This window comes from Massilia mucilaginosa (genome assembly GCF_011682145.1).
Lineage (GTDB): Bacteria > Pseudomonadota > Gammaproteobacteria > Burkholderiales > Burkholderiaceae_D > Telluria_A > Telluria_A mucilaginosa.
Genome location: NZ_WHJH01000003.1, coordinates 17,371 through 32,350, shown reverse-complemented (window position 1 = coordinate 32,350; position 14,980 = coordinate 17,371). Strand labels below are relative to the sequence as shown.

Genomic DNA, 14,980 nt, shown 5'->3' with positions numbered 1-14,980 from the left:
AATAATAGGAATATTGCCAGGACGGATTGTACGCATCGTCGGGGCAACAAATCTATTCAATTACCACCTCTGTTCAAGGCGGGCGTTCACACATGCCGGATCAGTAAACATAGTGCACCCAGCGCTGATAGACAGGCAGGCCGGCGAGCACATTGACGGGGAACGTGATGCCCAAGGTGGCCAAGGTGGCCAGTCCCAGGTCGGCATGCGGAATGGCGCTGCGGATCGCGGCCGGCGCGGCGATGTACGAGGCGCTGGCGGCCAGCGCGGCCAGCACCAGGGCGCTGCCTTCCGGCAGTTGCAGCATCAGCGCGACGGCGATCCCGCCCCAGGCCAGCGCGAACGGGGCCAGCGCGGCGAACAGCATCAGGCGCCAGTGGCGCAGCGGCGATGACGCCGCGAAGCTGCGCGCGGTGCACAGGCCCATTTCCAGCAAGTACAGCGAGAGCATGGTCTTGAAGCCGTCGATCAGCACCGGCTTCAGGGGCGCCAGCCCCACCGGGCCATACAGATAGCCGATCAGCACGCCGCCGCCGAGGAGCAGCACGCCGCGGCTGGTGAGCGCTTCCCACAGCACCCGCGTGCCACCGTCGCGGCCGCTCAGATGGCGCTGCCACAGCAGCATCAGCACGATCGCGGGTAGCTCCAGCATCACCAGGTACAAGGTGGTCTGCGGCGCCAGCGCCAGGCCGGCGCGTTCGGCCATGGCCACCACGACGGCAAAGGTGCCGGCGCTGACCGAGCCGTAGTGGGCCGCGACGCTGCTGGCATCGTCGGCGGAGAGCCGCACCAGCCGCCGCAGCAGCGGATAGCACACGACCGGCAGCACCAGGCCGAGCGCGGCGACCGCCAGCAGTTCCGGCAGCAGGGCCGCGCTCAAGGCGCCGTGCAAGGCCATCCCGCCTTTCAGGCCGAGCACCAGCATCAGCAGGATCGCCAGGGTGTCGTAGATCGCCACCGGGACTTTCAGGTCCGACTTGACCAGCCCGGCGGCCAGCCCGAGCGCGAAAAAAGCAATGACGATATCTAACATGTGCACTCCGGCAAAGACAGGATGGCGAGTTTGCCGAAAGTTACGTATATTGGATAATAAATTGTTCAACCACTGCCCATAGAGAATCGTCAATGAATGTGCGGCACCTGAGTTTCCGGCTGTTGCAGGTGTATGTGGAGGTGGTGCGCTGCGCCAGTGTCTCGGCGGCGGCGCGCGTGCTGCACCTGACCCAGCCGACCGTATCGCTGCAGCTCAAACGGCTGGCCGAAGCGGTCGGCGAGCCCCTGTTCGAGAGCGGCACCGCGCGCATGGAGCCGACCCTGGCCGGACGCGAGCTGTACCGGGCCGCCTGCGATGTGCTCGACCGTTTCGACGACTTCGCCGGGTTCCTGGAGCGCGCCCGGGGCGGTCACGCCGGGCATGCGCGGATCTGCGTGGTCACCACGGCCAAATATGTGCTGCCGCGCCTGCTCGGACCGTTTGCGGCCAGCTATCCGAACGTCGAGGTGCGTCTGAGTGTGGCCAACCGGGCCAGGGTGCTGGAACGTTTCGACAAGCGCGAAGACGACTTGTATCTGTTCAGCCATCCGCCGAGCGGCCCGTCGGTGCGCAGCGCGCGCATGCTCAAGAACCCATTGCAACTGATTGCGCCGTTGGGGCACTGGGCGGCCGGCGTGGCCAGGCTGCCGTTCGCGCGCCTGGCCGGCGAGCGCTTCCTGATGCGCGAGCCCGGTTCGGCCACGCGCATGATGTTCGAAGCGTGGCTGTCCGGACGCGGGCTGGGATTGGAGAAAAGCATGGAAATCGAGAGCAACGAAGCGATCCGCCTCAGCGTCGCCTCTGGACTGGGCTTGTCGGTGATTTCCGAGCACACCTTGCAGGAGGGACGCGAGCGGCTTGCGGTGCTCGATGTCGACGGTTTTCCGCTGGAAAGCAACTGGTACCTGGTGGCCCCGCGCGACCGGCGCCTGCCGTATGCGGCGCGCGAGCTGGTGCGTTTCATCGGCCAGCACGCGGCCGACTGCATCGAGGCGGAATGGATTTATCCCGACATCGGGCAGGTAGCGGAAGATTTCATCCAGGGCGGATAAGGGCCGGATTTTCCGCCCCTCACGACCAGGAAGGCCGCGCCGGCGCCTTACCTGGACGGCAAGTTTTTCACGTTCGCCGCATCGGTGAGCGGCAACAGCAAGTTCTCGCTCATGGTCAGCCCCGTCCACTTCTGATTGGCGTTGCCGGTACATCCATAAGTGATGAGGTTGCCACGGCCGTTGGTCAGGAAGCCATTGGCCAGGTCGAAACAGCGGGTACCGCGCTTGACCGCCCCCGCCACGGTGGTATCCCATACCTGGTTGTCGGCACGCGGGCTGCAGGTCGACAGGGTCACGCGATTGCTGCCGCCCATGTCGGTCAGGCACTGGTCGAGCCTGGCCCCGCTACGGATGCGGCCGGCGGCGTCCTGCACCCAGCTTTCGGTTTGCTGACCGCTGCAGCCGGCCGCATTCGAAATAGTCAGTTGCAATGCGTTGCCGACCGTTTCAGTCTTCAGGCAATTGCTTCCGTTCTTGATCAACTGGCCGGCCGGCATCTGCGGCGTGCTTTTCAATCCCAGTTTCTCGATCAGTGCGAGCAAGGCGCTTTGGGCCGCGGGATCCTTCTGCTCCAGCTTGGCGGCGTACGCAAACATCCAGCGGTTCAGGCGGCGCGCGACATCGTTCTGGGCCTGATAGCGTTCGAGCTGGGCCCGTGCTGCGCTGCTCAATTCGTTGGCAAAGTTGTCCGCATAACTGTCGAATAACAGGGCCGTGCTGGTGTCGAGTGCCAGTACTTTGCTTCCGGACAATGCCAGCAGTGCCGTCTGGAAGCGCGGCATTTCAGCCTTGCGCAGCGCCGCGTAGCCGAACTCGCGCCCGACCCGCACTGCCGGCGCCATGGCGGCAAGATTGCCGGGAATGGCGATCGCGGACAGTTCCTTGGCTGTCGCGCCCGGTTCCTGGCAGAACAGCTTCGCCTGGGTCGGCTGCTCATCCTGGGCCAGCTGGACGTGCAGTTTGTTGGCGTTGACGCCCATCCGGTTGGGCGCCAGCGTAATCTTCTTGCTCGGCGCGGCGGCATAGTCGACGCTCAGCCAGCATTGGCGCGCACTGGCATTCGCGACCGGCTGCGGCAGGTCGAAGGTGTTGCCCCAGTTGCCGCGGGCGGCCGGGTAGAGCAGACCGACTGCGGCGACCGGGTCGTAGCCGCCGAGAATGGTCCAGACCGGCACGCCATGCTTGCGTGGTGGCGCAAATTTGCCGTCGCTCGTGTTGTACCACTCGGTAGTCGAACTTGGCAGCGCCGGCGCAGTGTTCTCCATGGCACGGATGGTGGCATTCCACTTGCGGTAGCCGGTCGGCGAGTCCGCGGAGAACACCGCTTTGTTCAGCGCCGGCTGGATCTTGTGCCTGGTGCTGTAGCCGGTGTAGTGGGTGTAGCGCGACATGCTGCTCGACGAAAAGCCGCCGGCCATCGAGTCCCATCCGAACGGGTACAGCTTGGCAAAATTGGGAACGCCGTTGCTGCCGTCGCCCAGGCTCTTGCTGCCCCAGTTCAGGTTGGCGCGCATATGGTTGCGGTTGGCAATGAAACCCCAGCCGCTGTCATGGTGATGCGCGCAATCGAAACAGTTGGCGCCGACCTGGCCAGGATAGTGGCCGAGCCCGTAATGATGGCCGATCTCATGGCTGAATTCGTTACCCACCGAGTCGATCAGGGTCAGGATCCCATTGCCGCCGCTCAGGCCGTGAGTGACGAGGCCGTTGGTGTACTTGCCGCGCGCATGATGGATGGTCGCCGCCTGGGTGATGTGCGGCTGTTTCTGGCTTTGCATATTCGAGCTGGTAACGCCCCAGTTCGCCATGTTGATGCCGGTACTGAAGGTGGACTTGGCCGTATCGGCACGCATGTCGCCGCCGTAGACGTCGCCGCTGGTGGCGCTGGCCACATCGTAGATGACGCCGCTCGAGACCATGACGCGGGTCAGCTTGACCGGCTCGTAGGCGGCCACGGTCAGCTTCGATACCGGGACCGTCTGGAAGTAGTCGGTGGCGGCGGCGGCGGCATCGGTCAGCATGTAGTGGCCGCTGCTGGCCGGCGGGTCGGCGAGCATGCCGAGCTGGATGCTGGCGATGACAAGTTCGGCAGGTGCGGCGAAGTCGATCGCGGCAGCGCCGAGCGTGCCGGTGCGGCCCTTGTCGTCACGGACGCTCAAGGTCATGCCCGGCTTGACCCAGTTCCAGGGCAGCACGACCGACCAGGCCTTGTGCGAGTACACCACGTCGTGACGCTCGTCGGTGCCGGGGCGGTCGGCCGTGAACAAAGCCTGCGGCGCGCGCATGGCCAGCAGCGGCCTGGCGGCGCCATCCACCGTCACGGTCAGTTGCAGGGTTTCCACATTGCCCAAAGCGGGGTCGGGGGTAATCAGGAGCAGTGCATCGCGCTCGGTGGTCAGACGCGGCAAATTCGCCGCTTCGTTGCCGGTCGGGTTGACAACGTGGCTCTGAACGAACTGGACCATTGCGCCGAACGGCCCTTGCAGGTCTTTGCGTACGGCACGCGGCTGGCCATTGGCGGTAGTGTCGTAGAAAGCGAGCGCCGTGCCGCGGTCGTATATGGCCGAGTTTGGTTCAGGGAAAGCAAGGGCCGGCGCCGGCGGGACGATCACCGGCGGCACGCTCACGACAGGAGGCACGCCGACCGTTGGCGGTATGGCCACCGGCGGCACGACCACCGGGGGCACCACGACCGCTGGCGGCACCACGGCCGCTGGCGGCACGACGACGGCTGGCGGCGCGACGGCAACTGGCGGCGCGACGACCGCTGGCGGCACGACGACCGGAGGCACGCTCACTGCCGGCGGTACGGCAGCCTCGGGCGCGCTGGCGCCTGGCTGCACGCCGCTGACCGGGGGCAGGTAGCCATCGGGAATGACGGTGCCGGGTGGAAGCGTATCGCCCACCGGGGGCACGTTATCGACCGGGGGCGTGCCGCTAACCGGGGGCACGGGGGCGCCTGGCGTCACCTCGGGCACGGCTGGCGTAGCGGCCTCCGGCGGCGTGGCGGCACCGGGCTGCATGGCGTCGCCAAGCGTCCCGACGACGTTGTTATTGCCGGATCCGCCGCCGCACCCGGCGAAGGCTGCAAGAATCGCCACGCACACGATCCGTTTTGTTGTATTCAATGTTGTCTCCTATTTGTATGTATAAATTCTGGGAGGCAACAGTGTAGAGGCTCAAAGTCTTGCAGTAAAGTATTATCTTTATGTAAATACCCGACTTTTGGATAAGTATTTAGCATCTCTTGTTATGCTTTTTTCTTGTGATATTTCCACCTAGAATGCATACATTCATCGCTTTTTTGGGCGATGCATAGGCTCCCGCCGGCGTGCGGACGTAAAAAAAGCCAGGCAAAGCCTGGCTTTTTTACGTACCGCGCCGATTACTCAGCGGTTGGTGCGTCTTCAACTTCGGTGACTTCTGGACGGTCCATCAGTTCAACGTAAGCCATTGGTGCATTGTCGCCAACGCGGAAACCCATTTTCAGGATACGCAGGTAGCCGCCGTTGCGGTTTGCGTAGCGTGGGCCGAGTTCGGCGAACAGCTTCAACACCATTTCGCGGTCGCGCAGGCGGGCGAATGCCAGACGCTTGTTTGCCAGGGTGTCGGTCTTGCCCATCGTCAGGATTGGCTCGACAACGCGGCGCAGTTCCTTGGCTTTTGGCACGGTGGTTTTGATGGCTTCATGACGCAGCAGGGAAACGGTCATGTTGCGCAGCATTGCCAGACGGTGGGACGAAGTACGATTCAGCTTGCGAAGGCCGTGACGGTGACGCATGGTAATTCCTTTCGAGTTGTTTAAATCCAGCTCTTCGATCGCCTTTCAGCGCGGGCCGGTTGGTATGGATTGATACGCCCGGAACCCCTGTCCCGGACGGTGCTGCAAATTACTTCTCGAGGCCGGCTGGTGGCCAGTTTTCGAGCTTCATGCCCAAGGTCAAGCCGCGCGATGCCAGCACTTCCTTGATTTCGTTCAGGGACTTGCGGCCCAGGTTCGGCGTCTTGAGCAGTTCGTTTTCCGAACGCTGGATCAGGTCGCCGATGTAGTAGATGTTTTCCGCTTTCAGGCAGTTGGCCGAACGCACGGTCAGTTCCAGGTCGTCGACCGGACGCAGCAGGATCGGATCGACCAGCGGTGCGCGCGAAGGCGCTTCGGCAGCCGCTTCGGTGCCTTCCAGCGCCGCGAACACGTTCAGTTGATCGACCAGGACGCGCGCCGATTGACGGATCGCTTCTTCCGGCGTGATCACGCCATTGGTTTCGATGTTGATCACCAGCTTGTCGAGGTCGGTACGCTGTTCGACGCGGGCCGATTCGACGAAGTACGACACGCGGCGCACCGGCGAGAACGACGCGTCCAGAATGATGCGGCCGATCGTCTTGTTGGTGTCTTCCGACAGGCGACGGACGTTGCCCGGCACATAGCCACGGCCTTTTTCGACCTTGATCTGCATGTCCAGCTTGCCGCCAGCGGTCAGGTGGGCAATCACGTGGTCCGGATTGATCAGTTCGACGTCATGCGGCAGGTCGATGTCGGAAGCCAGGATCGCGCCTTCGCCTTCCTTTTTCAGGGTCAGCGTGACGGAATCGCGGTTGTGGACTTTGAAGACCACGCCCTTCAGGTTCAGCAACAGGTCGACCACGTCTTCTTGCACGCCGTCCAGCGACGAATACTCATGGACGACGCCGGCGATCGTCACTTCGGTTGGCGCATAGCCGACCATCGACGACAGCAGTACGCGGCGCAACGCATTACCCAATGTGTGGCCATAGCCACGCTCGAACGGCTCCATCACGACTTTGGCGTGACCGGCACCGAGCGTTTCAACATCGATAATACGTGGCTTCAACAGACTGTTTTGCATGAAATGTCCTTTTCAATACCCTCGGCTCATTACACCGATAAGGCTGATGGCATTAGTGAAAACGCCCACTCCAGGGAGCGGGCGGGGAATCGGGTCATTGCGCGGCTTGACAGCCGCGCAATCGAGCCGAGTATTAACGCGAATACAGTTCGACGATCAGCGATTCGTTGACGTCGTTAGCGATTTCGTTACGCTCTGGGAACGAACGGAAGGTGCCTTCCATTTTCTTCGAGTCAACCGAAACCCAGCTAGGCATACCAACTTGTTCAGCCAGCGACAGGGCTTCAACGATACGCACTTGCTTTTTCGACTTTTCGCGAACGGCGATGACGTCGCCGGTCTTGACAGCGTACGAAGCGATGTTCACAACGTTACCGTTGACGGTGAACGCTTTGTGGCTGACCAGCTGACGCGCTTCAGCGCGGGTCGAGCCGAAGCCCATGCGGTAGCAGACGTTGTCGAGACGCGCTTCCAGCAAACGCAGCAGCGCTTCGCCGGTGTTGCCCTTGCGACGGTTTGCTTCAGCGAAGTAGCGGCGGAACTGACGCTCGAGAACGCCGTACATACGCTTGACTTTTTGCTTTTCGCGCAGCTGGTTGCCGTAGTCCGAGGTACGAGCACCGGATTTGACACCGTGCTGGCCTGGCTTGACGTCCAGTTTGCATTTCGAATCGAGCGAGCGACGTGCGCTCTTGAGGAACAGGTCCGTACCTTCACGGCGGGACAGTTTTGCTTTAGGTCCGATATAACGTGCCACAATGTTTCCTTTAGAATAATGACGCCCCGGCGGCATCCTGTGATGCTGGCCAGGCGCTAGTCCGTACGCAATGCGCCAGACGGTGGCTGACAAGAAACCTGTGCGAAAAGACCGCGACAGGCGACAACAGCCGGGCAGTATACCCTATTCGGGGACTGCGCCGGCGATCATCAACGACTAATTTACAACAAACGGCCGGAAACGAGGTTCCGGTCGCCAGCGGGCCGTATCAGATACGACGACGCTTTGGTGGACGGCAGCCGTTGTGCGGCACTGGCGTCACGTCCTGGATTTCGGTGATCTTGATACCCAGGTTGTTCAAAGCGCGAACAGCCGATTCACGACCAGGACCTGGGCCCTTGATACGTACTTCGAGGTTCTTCACGCCGCATTCGACAGCGACCTTGCCTGCTGCTTCTGCCGCAACCTGCGCTGCGAACGGGGTCGATTTACGCGAACCCTTGAAGCCAGCACCGCCGGACGTCGCCCACGACAGGGCATTGCCCTGGCGATCGGTGATCGTGATGATGGTGTTGTTGAACGATGCGTGGACATGTGCGATGCCTTCAGCGACGTTCTTTTTAACTTTTTTGCGAACGCGCGCTGCTGCGGCGCTGCTTTGTTGCTTAGCCATGGTGTTGTCCTATTATTTCTTAAGCGATTGTGCGGCCTTGCGCGGACCCTTGCGAGTACGGGCATTGGTGCGTGTACGCTGGCCGCGGCAAGGCAGACCCTTACGGTGACGCATACCGCGGTAGCAGCCCAGATCCATCAAACGCTTGATGTTCATGGACAGTTCACGACGCAGATCGCCTTCGACTACGAAAGTGCCGACGGCATCACGCAGTTTTTCCAGTTCGCTGTCGTCCAGGTCCTTGACCTTTTTGTTGGTCGCAACACCCGTTTCAGCGCAGATCTTCTGTGCGCGTGGGCGGCCAACACCGTAGATAGCCGTGAGGCCGATTACGGTGTGCTGATGATTGGGGATATTAACCCCTGCAATACGTGCCATTCGTTATTCCTCAATAAATAACGTTAAATTAACCTTGACGCTGCTTGTGACGCGGTTCCACGCAGATTACGCGGACGACGCCTTTGCGCTTGATGATCTTGCAGTTGCGGCAGATCCGCTTGACTGATGCGAGAACTTTCATATTTGCACTCTCTTATGTTCGGATTGATTACTTAAATTTACTTGGTCCGGAACACAATGCGGGCCCGGCTCAAGTCATACGGCGTCAACTCCACCGTGACTTTGTCGCCGGGCAGGATGCGGATGTAGTTCATCCGCATTTTACCCGAAATGTGTCCGAGCACCACGTGCCCGTTTTCCAGCTTTACTCGAAACGTTGCATTAGGGAGATTCTCAAGAATCTCGCCCTGCATTTGTATGACGTCGTCTTTTGCCATTCGGTCTGTACACTCCTGGTTCGCGGTAACCGCCGGTTAGCGCGTCGGAATTCCGCCCTTGAAATTTGCCTTGCGCAGCAGCGATTCATATTGCTGCGACATGACGTAGTTTTGTACTTGAGCCATGAAGTCCATGGTGACAACCACAATAATCAACAGGGAAGTACCGCCAAAATAGAATGGCACTTTCCAACGGGCCTGCATAAATTCCGGCAACAAGCACACTAAAGTGATGTACACCGCTCCGGCCAGTGTCAAGCGCATCAGGATCTTGTCGATATAACGCGCCGTCTGGTCGCCGGGACGAATCCCCGGCACGAAGGCACCGCTCTTCTTCAGGTTATCCGCTGTTTCCTTGCTGTTAAAGACCAGCGCCGTATAGAAGAAACAGAAAAACACGATTGCCACTGCATACAACAGAGCATGGATAGGCTCGCCTGGCCCCATCGATGCTGCCAAGTCTTTCAGGAAACCGACTACCGGTGTGCTGGAATCTTTGCCTTTCGTGAACCAGTCCACGATGGTGGCCGGGAACAAGATGATCGACGATGCGAAGATCGGCGGGATCACGCCGGCCATGTTCAGCTTCAAAGGCAAATGGCTGGTCTGACCACCCATGACTTTGTTGCCAACCTGGCGCTTCGCATAGTTGACCAGGATCTTGCGCTGGCCACGTTCGACAAATACCACACCAAAAGTAACGAATCCGACCAGCAGGATGATGAAAATCGCCGACAGGCTGCTGATGGCACCGTTCGACACGAGCGAGAACAAGCTACTCAGCGCCGATGGCAAACCAGCGGCAATACCCGCAAAGATAATGATCGAAATGCCGTTGCCCAGGCCACGCTCGGTAATCTGCTCGCCCAGCCACATCAGGAACATGGTACCGGTCAGCAGCGAAACAACCGCCACGAAACGGAAGGCCATGCCAGGATCGATCACCAGGCCCGGCAATGCTTCGAGGCCGACGGCGATGAAGGTTGCCTGCACCAGTGCCAGCACGACCGTGAAGTAGCGCGTGTACTGGGTGATCTTGCGGCGTCCGGACTCGCCTTCTTTCTTCAATGCCTCGACGGCCGGAATTGCGAGGCCGGCCAGCTGCATGATGATCGAAGCCGAAATGTACGGCGTAATACCGAGAGCGAAGACTGCTGCACGCTCCAGCGCGCCACCCGAGAACATGTTGAACATGCCCAGGATGCCGCCTTGATTCCTGCTGAACGTCTCAGCCAGTACATCCGGGTTAATCCCTGGAACAGGGATATGGGTACCCAGACGATACACGACCAACGCGCCAAGCAAAAACCAGAGCCGACTCCATGGGAAACCGGCTGCCGCACTTTTACCAAGTTGTGAATTAGTCGCCAATTTATGCTCCGATCAAGCTGTTAGCCTGCAACTTACGCTACCGTGCCGCCAGCTGCTTCGATGGCCGCTTTCGCGCCTGCCGTTACTTTCAAGCCCTTGAGGTTCACCGCTTTGGTGATCTCGCCGGACAGGATCACGCGCACATCGCGCGCCAGCACTTGCAGAACGCCTGCTTGCTTGAGCACCAGGATGTCGACATCGCCGACCGCCAGGTTGTTCAAGTCGGACAGACGCACTTCAGCCTTGAACGTTGCGTTCAGCGATTTGAAACCACGCTTAGGCAAACGGCGCTGCAGAGGCATCTGACCGCCTTCGAAGCCGACCTTGTGGAAACCGCCCGAACGCGACTTCTGACCTTTGTGGCCACGGCCAGCGGTTTTACCGATGCCCGAACCAATACCACGGCCTACGCGGCGCTTGTAATGCTTGGCGCCTTCAGCTGGTTGAATTGTATTCAATTCCATTGTTTTCTCCGTTCATAAGCCCGAAGGCTTACGAAACAACTTTAACGAGGTACGAAACTTTGTTGATCATGCCGCGCACCGAAGGGGTGTCTTCCAGCTCGGAAACCGAGTTGACGCGACGCAGACCCAGACCGCGAACGGTGGCGCGATGCGATTCGCGCGTGCCGATCAGGCCCATGACCAACTGAACTTTGACTGTTTTGGTAGCTTGTGTCATTTTGTCCGCCTTAAGCCAGAATGTCTTCAACCGACTTGCCGCGCTTGGCGGCGATGTCGCTTGCAGTACTCATTTTCGACAGACCGTCCAGGGTAGCGCGGACCAGGTTGTAAGGGTTCGACGAGCCCGTGGATTTCGCCACGACATCGGTTACGCCCATTACTTCGAAGATAGCGCGCATGGCGCCACCCGCGATCACGCCGGTACCTGGCTTGGCTGGCATCATCATTACTTTCGATGCGCCGTGACGGCCGGTAACTGTGTGGTGCAAAGTACCGTTCTTCAGAGGAACCTTGATCAGGTTACGACGGGCTTCTTCCATTGCCTTCTGCACGCCAACTGGCACTTCTTTCGATTTGCCCTTGCCCATGCCGATACGGCCATCGCCGTCGCCCACAACGGTCAGTGCTGCAAAACCCATGATACGACCACCCTTGACCACTTTGGTCACGCGGTTGATCGCGATCATCTTTTCGCGCATGCCATCATCCGGCTTGTCGCTTTGCATTTTCGCTTGCATTTTTGCCATGACGATTCTTCCTTAGAACTTCAGACCGGCTTCACGCGCGGCTTCTGCCAACGCCTTCACACGGCCGTGGTAACGGAAACCGGAGCGGTCGAACGCAACTTCGGTAATCCCTGCTTTCAGTGCTTTCTCGGCGACGCGCTTGCCAATCAAGGCGGCAGCGGCGGCATTGCCACCCTTGCCGGACTTGCCTGCCAGCTCGGCGCGAACTTCGGCTTCGGCGGTGGACGCCGAGACCAGGATTTTCGCGTCCGGGCTGATCAGGTTGGCGTAAATGTGCTGGTTGGTACGATGTACCGACAGACGATTTACTTTCAGTTCCGCGATCTTGATGCGGGTCTGGCGTCCACGACGCAGACGTGATTCTTTCTTGTCCATGGTCAGCCCTATTATTTCTTCTTGGTTTCTTTAAGCTTAACCACTTCGTCCACATAGCGGACGCCCTTGCCTTTGTAAGGCTCAGGGGAGCGGTAAGCGCGCACTTCTGCAGCGACCTGACCAACCTGTTGACGATCGATACCCTTGATGATGATTTCGGTCGGGGTTGGGGTGGCGCAAGTCACGCCTGCTGGCATCGAGTGCACAACAGGGTGCGAGAAACCCAGCGACAGATTGAGCTTGTCGCCGGCGGCCTGGGCTTTGTAGCCCACGCCCACCAGGGACAGCTTCTTCTCGAAGCCTTTGGTCACGCCGGTCACCATATTGTTGACCAGGGCACGCAAGGTGCCGGACATCGCGTTCGACTCACGGCTGTCGTCGACGACGTCGAAGCTCAGCGTGCCATCTTTGTTTTCTACTTTTACCAGGCCGTTCAGGGCCTGGGTCATGGTGCCCAACGGGCCCTTGACGGTGATCGCTGCTGCAGTGATCGCCACATCGGCGCCAGCTGGGACAGCGATCGGCATTTTAGCTACTCGGGACATTGTCGATACTCCTTAAGCCACGTAGCAAATAACTTCGCCGCCGACACCGGTGGCGCGTGCTTTGCGGTCCGTCATGACGCCTTGCGGGGTCGACACGATCGCCACACCCAGGCCATTCATCACGGTAGGGATGTCATCTTTGCCTTTGTAGACGCGCAGGCCCGGACGGGACACACGCTCTAAACGCTCGATGACCGGACGGCCAACGTAATACTTCAAACCGATCTTCAGTTCCGCCTTGCCACCAGCTGCGGTGACGGCGAAATCTTCAATGTAACCCTCGTCCTTGAGGACGACAGCAATCGCTACTTTAACTTTCGACGATGGCATGGCCACGGTCGTCTTTTGAACACCTTGTGCGTTGCGAATGCGGGTCAGCATATCGGCGATAGGATCGCTCATACTCATTGCTTATTCTCCTATTACCAGCTTGCTTTAGTCATACCCGGAATCTCACCACGCATGGCAAATTCACGGAGCTTGATACGGGCCAGACCGAATTTACGGAATGTGCCACGTGGACGGCCGGTCACGGCGCAGCGGTTACGCTGGCGGGTCGGGGCCGAGTTGCGCGGCAGAGCCTGCAACTTCAGACGGGCTTCATAACGTTCTTCTTCCGACTTCGACTGGTCGTCGATGATGGCTTTCAGAGCGGCACGCTTCGGGGCGAATTTCTCCACCAGGTCTGCACGCTTCTGTTCGCGGTTAATCAGTGCTAGTTTTGCCATGATCTCAGTTTCTGAACGGAAATTTAAAGGCGGCGAGCAGAGCTTTCGCTTCGTCGTCGGTCTTGGCGGTTGTCGTGATGCTGATATTCATACCGCGCAACGCGTCAATCTTGTCGTACTCGATTTCAGGGAAAATGATCTGTTCCTTGACACCGATGTTGTAGTTGCCACGGCCATCGAACGAACGGCCATTGACGCCACGGAAGTCACGCACGCGCGGCAGGGCCACGGTGATGAAGCGATCCAGGAATTCGTACATACGGGCACCGCGCAGGGTGACCATGGTACCGATTGGATAGCCTTCACGGATTTTGAAACCCGCGATCGCTTTGCGCGACTTGGTGGTCACTGGCTTCTGGCCGGCGATCTTGGTCAGGTCGGCGACAGCGTGCTCGAGAACCTTCTTGTCGGCGATGGCTTCACCAACACCCATGTTCAGGGTGATCTTGGTCAGGCGCGGGACTTCCATTGCCGATTTGTAGCCAAATTTGGCGACCAGGTCGGCAACGACCTTATCTTTATAAAATGCTTGGAGACGGGCCATGATGTCTTAAACCTTCACTACTTCGCCGGAGGACTTGAAAACGCGGACTTTCTTGCCGTCTACGTCTTTGAAGCCCACGCGGTCTGCCTTGCCAGTCGCTGCATTGAACAATGCAACGTTGGACACGTGAATCGGCATTGTCTTGTCGACGATACCACCAGTTACACCGGTCATTGGGTTCGGCTTGGTCGCTTTTTTAGCGACGTTGACGCCTTCAACCACGACATGCTCAGCATCGATACGTTGCTGAACAACACCGCGTTTGCCCTTGTCTTTCCCGGTCAGAACGATGACTTCGTCGTTTTTACGAATCTTATCCATTACGACTCCTTACAGGACTTCAGGTGCCAGGGACACGATCTTCATGAACTTTTCAGTGCGCAGTTCGCGCGTGACTGGTCCAAAAATACGGGTACCGATCGGCTCGAGCTTGGCGTTGAGCAAAACAGCAGCATTGCCGTCGAACTTCACCAGGGAGCCGTCTTGGCGGCGCACACCTTTAGCGGTACGCACAACCACAGCGTTATAAATTTCACCTTTTTTGACACGGCCGCGTGGCGCAGCAACCTTGACGGTTACTTTGATCACGTCGCCAATGCCAGCATAACGGCGCTTGGAACCGCCCAATACCTTGATGCACATGACTTCCTTGGCACCGGTATTGTCGGCTACTTCGAGCCGGCTTTCAGTTTGAATCATAGTATTCTCTTTCCCAACTTAAGCCGAAGAATCCCCACAATGTGGGCCTGCGGTCAGTCTTGGTCCCGCCAACCTCCCCTGCTGGGTCGATTGATTGGGTGATGGACTTTCCAAAAACTTTCGTTGCAGGCCGCTGCCACCGGGGTGACTGATAAATGCGGCGTTACATGAACGAAGCCCGCTAGTATCACACAATACTGGCGGGCCCGCAAGAACTTTTATCCGGAAGCTGGCTGCCGCACAAAAATGCGACACCCCCATCCGGCACTACTGGTACTTCTGCTGCTGCCTGGCTCTAGTCAGTTGAGGACAGGGCGAAAGCGATAAACCCCGCCCTGTCCCGCAACCAATCTGATCAGTTGAGGACAGGGCGAAAGCGGTAAACCCC

21 protein-coding genes are annotated in these 14,980 nt (G+C 59.3%); 1 reads left to right on the top strand and 20 read right to left on the bottom strand.

Translation table 11 applies throughout. The annotated features are described in order from the left end of the window. Positions 1-100: 100 nt before the first annotated feature. Positions 101-1,033, bottom strand: a complete 933-nt coding sequence (locus tag F2P45_RS04105) for a sodium-dependent bicarbonate transport family permease (protein ID WP_166870772.1) — start codon at positions 1,031-1,033, stop codon at positions 101-103. Between the two features lie 92 nt (positions 1,034-1,125). On the opposite strand from F2P45_RS04105, the gene F2P45_RS04100 reads away from it, so the two are divergent. Next, positions 1,126-2,085, top strand: coding sequence for a LysR family transcriptional regulator (locus F2P45_RS04100; RefSeq protein ID WP_166870770.1), 960 nt, complete (start codon positions 1,126-1,128; stop codon positions 2,083-2,085). A gap of 47 nt (positions 2,086-2,132) precedes the next feature. Here F2P45_RS04100 and F2P45_RS04095 read toward each other — a convergent pair whose 3' ends face one another. From F2P45_RS04095 to rplN, 19 genes are all read right to left on the bottom strand, one after another. Then, complete coding sequence (locus tag F2P45_RS04095; protein WP_187367136.1) at positions 2,133-5,213, bottom strand: M66 family metalloprotease; 3,081 nt, start codon at positions 5,211-5,213, stop codon at positions 2,133-2,135. 257 nt (positions 5,214-5,470) lie between these two features. Further along, positions 5,471-5,866 (bottom strand): 50S ribosomal protein L17, encoded by a 396-nt coding sequence (gene rplQ / locus F2P45_RS04085; protein WP_099873839.1) that lies wholly within the window; start codon positions 5,864-5,866, stop codon positions 5,471-5,473. 109 nt (positions 5,867-5,975) lie between these two features. Further along, positions 5,976-6,953 (bottom strand): DNA-directed RNA polymerase subunit alpha, encoded by a 978-nt coding sequence (locus F2P45_RS04080; RefSeq protein ID WP_126077545.1) that lies wholly within the window; start codon positions 6,951-6,953, stop codon positions 5,976-5,978. A gap of 133 nt (positions 6,954-7,086) precedes the next feature. Next, complete coding sequence (rpsD, locus tag F2P45_RS04075) at positions 7,087-7,710, bottom strand: 30S ribosomal protein S4 (protein ID WP_054265841.1); 624 nt, start codon at positions 7,708-7,710, stop codon at positions 7,087-7,089. A gap of 229 nt (positions 7,711-7,939) precedes the next feature. Next, positions 7,940-8,344 carry a 30S ribosomal protein S11 gene (gene rpsK, locus F2P45_RS04070; protein ID WP_008444339.1) on the bottom strand — a complete coding sequence of 135 codons (405 nt, stop codon included), beginning with the start codon at positions 8,342-8,344 and terminating at the stop codon, positions 7,940-7,942. 12 nt (positions 8,345-8,356) lie between these two features. Next, positions 8,357-8,722, bottom strand: a complete 366-nt coding sequence (gene rpsM, locus F2P45_RS04065; RefSeq protein WP_166870766.1) for a 30S ribosomal protein S13 — start codon at positions 8,720-8,722, stop codon at positions 8,357-8,359. Between the two features lie 28 nt (positions 8,723-8,750). After that, positions 8,751-8,864 (bottom strand): 50S ribosomal protein L36, encoded by a 114-nt coding sequence (gene rpmJ, locus F2P45_RS04060; protein WP_010394471.1) that lies wholly within the window; start codon positions 8,862-8,864, stop codon positions 8,751-8,753. Positions 8,865-8,901: 37 nt separating this feature from the next. After that, positions 8,902-9,120, bottom strand: coding sequence for a translation initiation factor IF-1 (gene infA / locus F2P45_RS04055; protein ID WP_005663428.1), 219 nt, complete (start codon positions 9,118-9,120; stop codon positions 8,902-8,904). A gap of 36 nt (positions 9,121-9,156) precedes the next feature. Next, positions 9,157-10,491, bottom strand: a complete 1,335-nt coding sequence (secY, locus tag F2P45_RS04050; protein WP_166870764.1) for a preprotein translocase subunit SecY — start codon at positions 10,489-10,491, stop codon at positions 9,157-9,159. 32 nt (positions 10,492-10,523) lie between these two features. Then, the gene (gene rplO / locus F2P45_RS04045) at positions 10,524-10,955 is read right to left on the bottom strand and encodes a 50S ribosomal protein L15 (protein WP_054265838.1); all 432 of its coding nucleotides are present in this window, start codon (positions 10,953-10,955) and stop codon (positions 10,524-10,526) included. Between the two features lie 28 nt (positions 10,956-10,983). After that, a complete protein-coding gene (rpmD, locus tag F2P45_RS04040) occupies positions 10,984-11,172 on the bottom strand; it encodes a 50S ribosomal protein L30 (protein WP_054265837.1) in 189 nt (62 codons plus the stop codon). A 10-nt stretch (positions 11,173-11,182) separates the two neighbouring features. Beyond that, positions 11,183-11,701 (bottom strand): 30S ribosomal protein S5, encoded by a 519-nt coding sequence (gene rpsE / locus F2P45_RS04035; protein WP_054265836.1) that lies wholly within the window; start codon positions 11,699-11,701, stop codon positions 11,183-11,185. Between the two features lie 12 nt (positions 11,702-11,713). After that, positions 11,714-12,076 (bottom strand): 50S ribosomal protein L18, encoded by a 363-nt coding sequence (rplR, locus tag F2P45_RS04030; protein ID WP_054265835.1) that lies wholly within the window; start codon positions 12,074-12,076, stop codon positions 11,714-11,716. Between the two features lie 11 nt (positions 12,077-12,087). Beyond that, positions 12,088-12,621, bottom strand: a complete 534-nt coding sequence (gene rplF / locus F2P45_RS04025; protein ID WP_054265834.1) for a 50S ribosomal protein L6 — start codon at positions 12,619-12,621, stop codon at positions 12,088-12,090. 12 nt (positions 12,622-12,633) lie between these two features. Further along, positions 12,634-13,029 (bottom strand): 30S ribosomal protein S8, encoded by a 396-nt coding sequence (rpsH, locus tag F2P45_RS04020; RefSeq protein WP_054265833.1) that lies wholly within the window; start codon positions 13,027-13,029, stop codon positions 12,634-12,636. 14 nt (positions 13,030-13,043) lie between these two features. Continuing rightward, on the bottom strand, positions 13,044-13,349 hold the full coding sequence (gene rpsN, locus F2P45_RS04015) for a 30S ribosomal protein S14 (RefSeq protein ID WP_054265832.1): 306 nt from the start codon (positions 13,347-13,349) through the stop codon (positions 13,044-13,046). 4 nt (positions 13,350-13,353) lie between these two features. Continuing rightward, a complete protein-coding gene (gene rplE / locus F2P45_RS04010; RefSeq protein WP_054265831.1) occupies positions 13,354-13,893 on the bottom strand; it encodes a 50S ribosomal protein L5 in 540 nt (179 codons plus the stop codon). Positions 13,894-13,899: 6 nt separating this feature from the next. Beyond that, complete coding sequence (gene rplX / locus F2P45_RS04005) at positions 13,900-14,214, bottom strand: 50S ribosomal protein L24 (protein WP_099873836.1); 315 nt, start codon at positions 14,212-14,214, stop codon at positions 13,900-13,902. A 9-nt stretch (positions 14,215-14,223) separates the two neighbouring features. Then, entirely contained in the window at positions 14,224-14,592 is a 369-nt protein-coding gene (gene rplN / locus F2P45_RS04000; protein ID WP_008444317.1) for a 50S ribosomal protein L14, read from the bottom strand. Positions 14,593-14,980: the final 388 nt, after the last annotated feature.

What these genes read in the sequence shown, in the direction of transcription:
- F2P45_RS04105 (WP_166870772.1), bottom strand. Translation starts at nt 1,033, where the DNA reads ATGTTAGATATCGTCATTGCTTTTTTCGCGCTCGGGCTGGCCGCCGGG.
- F2P45_RS04100 (WP_166870770.1), top strand. Translation starts at nt 1,126, where the DNA reads ATGAATGTGCGGCACCTGAGTTTCCGGCTGTTGCAGGTGTATGTGGAG.
- rplQ (WP_099873839.1), bottom strand. Translation starts at nt 5,866, where the DNA reads ATGCGTCACCGTCACGGCCTTCGCAAGCTGAATCGTACTTCGTCCCAC.
- F2P45_RS04080 (WP_126077545.1), bottom strand. Translation starts at nt 6,953, where the DNA reads ATGCAAAACAGTCTGTTGAAGCCACGTATTATCGATGTTGAAACGCTC.
- rpsK (WP_008444339.1), bottom strand. Translation starts at nt 8,344, where the DNA reads ATGGCTAAGCAACAAAGCAGCGCCGCAGCAGCGCGCGTTCGCAAAAAA.
- rpsM (WP_166870766.1), bottom strand. Translation starts at nt 8,722, where the DNA reads ATGGCACGTATTGCAGGGGTTAATATCCCCAATCATCAGCACACCGTA.
- rpmJ (WP_010394471.1), bottom strand. Translation starts at nt 8,864, where the DNA reads ATGAAAGTTCTCGCATCAGTCAAGCGGATCTGCCGCAACTGCAAGATC.
- infA (WP_005663428.1), bottom strand. Translation starts at nt 9,120, where the DNA reads ATGGCAAAAGACGACGTCATACAAATGCAGGGCGAGATTCTTGAGAAT.
- rplO (WP_054265838.1), bottom strand. Translation starts at nt 10,955, where the DNA reads ATGGAATTGAATACAATTCAACCAGCTGAAGGCGCCAAGCATTACAAG.
- rpmD (WP_054265837.1), bottom strand. Translation starts at nt 11,172, where the DNA reads ATGACACAAGCTACCAAAACAGTCAAAGTTCAGTTGGTCATGGGCCTG.
- rpsE (WP_054265836.1), bottom strand. Translation starts at nt 11,701, where the DNA reads ATGGCAAAAATGCAAGCGAAAATGCAAAGCGACAAGCCGGATGATGGC.
- rplR (WP_054265835.1), bottom strand. Translation starts at nt 12,076, where the DNA reads ATGGACAAGAAAGAATCACGTCTGCGTCGTGGACGCCAGACCCGCATC.
- rplF (WP_054265834.1), bottom strand. Translation starts at nt 12,621, where the DNA reads ATGTCCCGAGTAGCTAAAATGCCGATCGCTGTCCCAGCTGGCGCCGAT.
- rpsH (WP_054265833.1), bottom strand. Translation starts at nt 13,029, where the DNA reads ATGAGTATGAGCGATCCTATCGCCGATATGCTGACCCGCATTCGCAAC.
- rpsN (WP_054265832.1), bottom strand. Translation starts at nt 13,349, where the DNA reads ATGGCAAAACTAGCACTGATTAACCGCGAACAGAAGCGTGCAGACCTG.
- rplE (WP_054265831.1), bottom strand. Translation starts at nt 13,893, where the DNA reads ATGGCCCGTCTCCAAGCATTTTATAAAGATAAGGTCGTTGCCGACCTG.
- rplX (WP_099873836.1), bottom strand. Translation starts at nt 14,214, where the DNA reads ATGGATAAGATTCGTAAAAACGACGAAGTCATCGTTCTGACCGGGAAA.
- rplN (WP_008444317.1), bottom strand. Translation starts at nt 14,592, where the DNA reads ATGATTCAAACTGAAAGCCGGCTCGAAGTAGCCGACAATACCGGTGCC.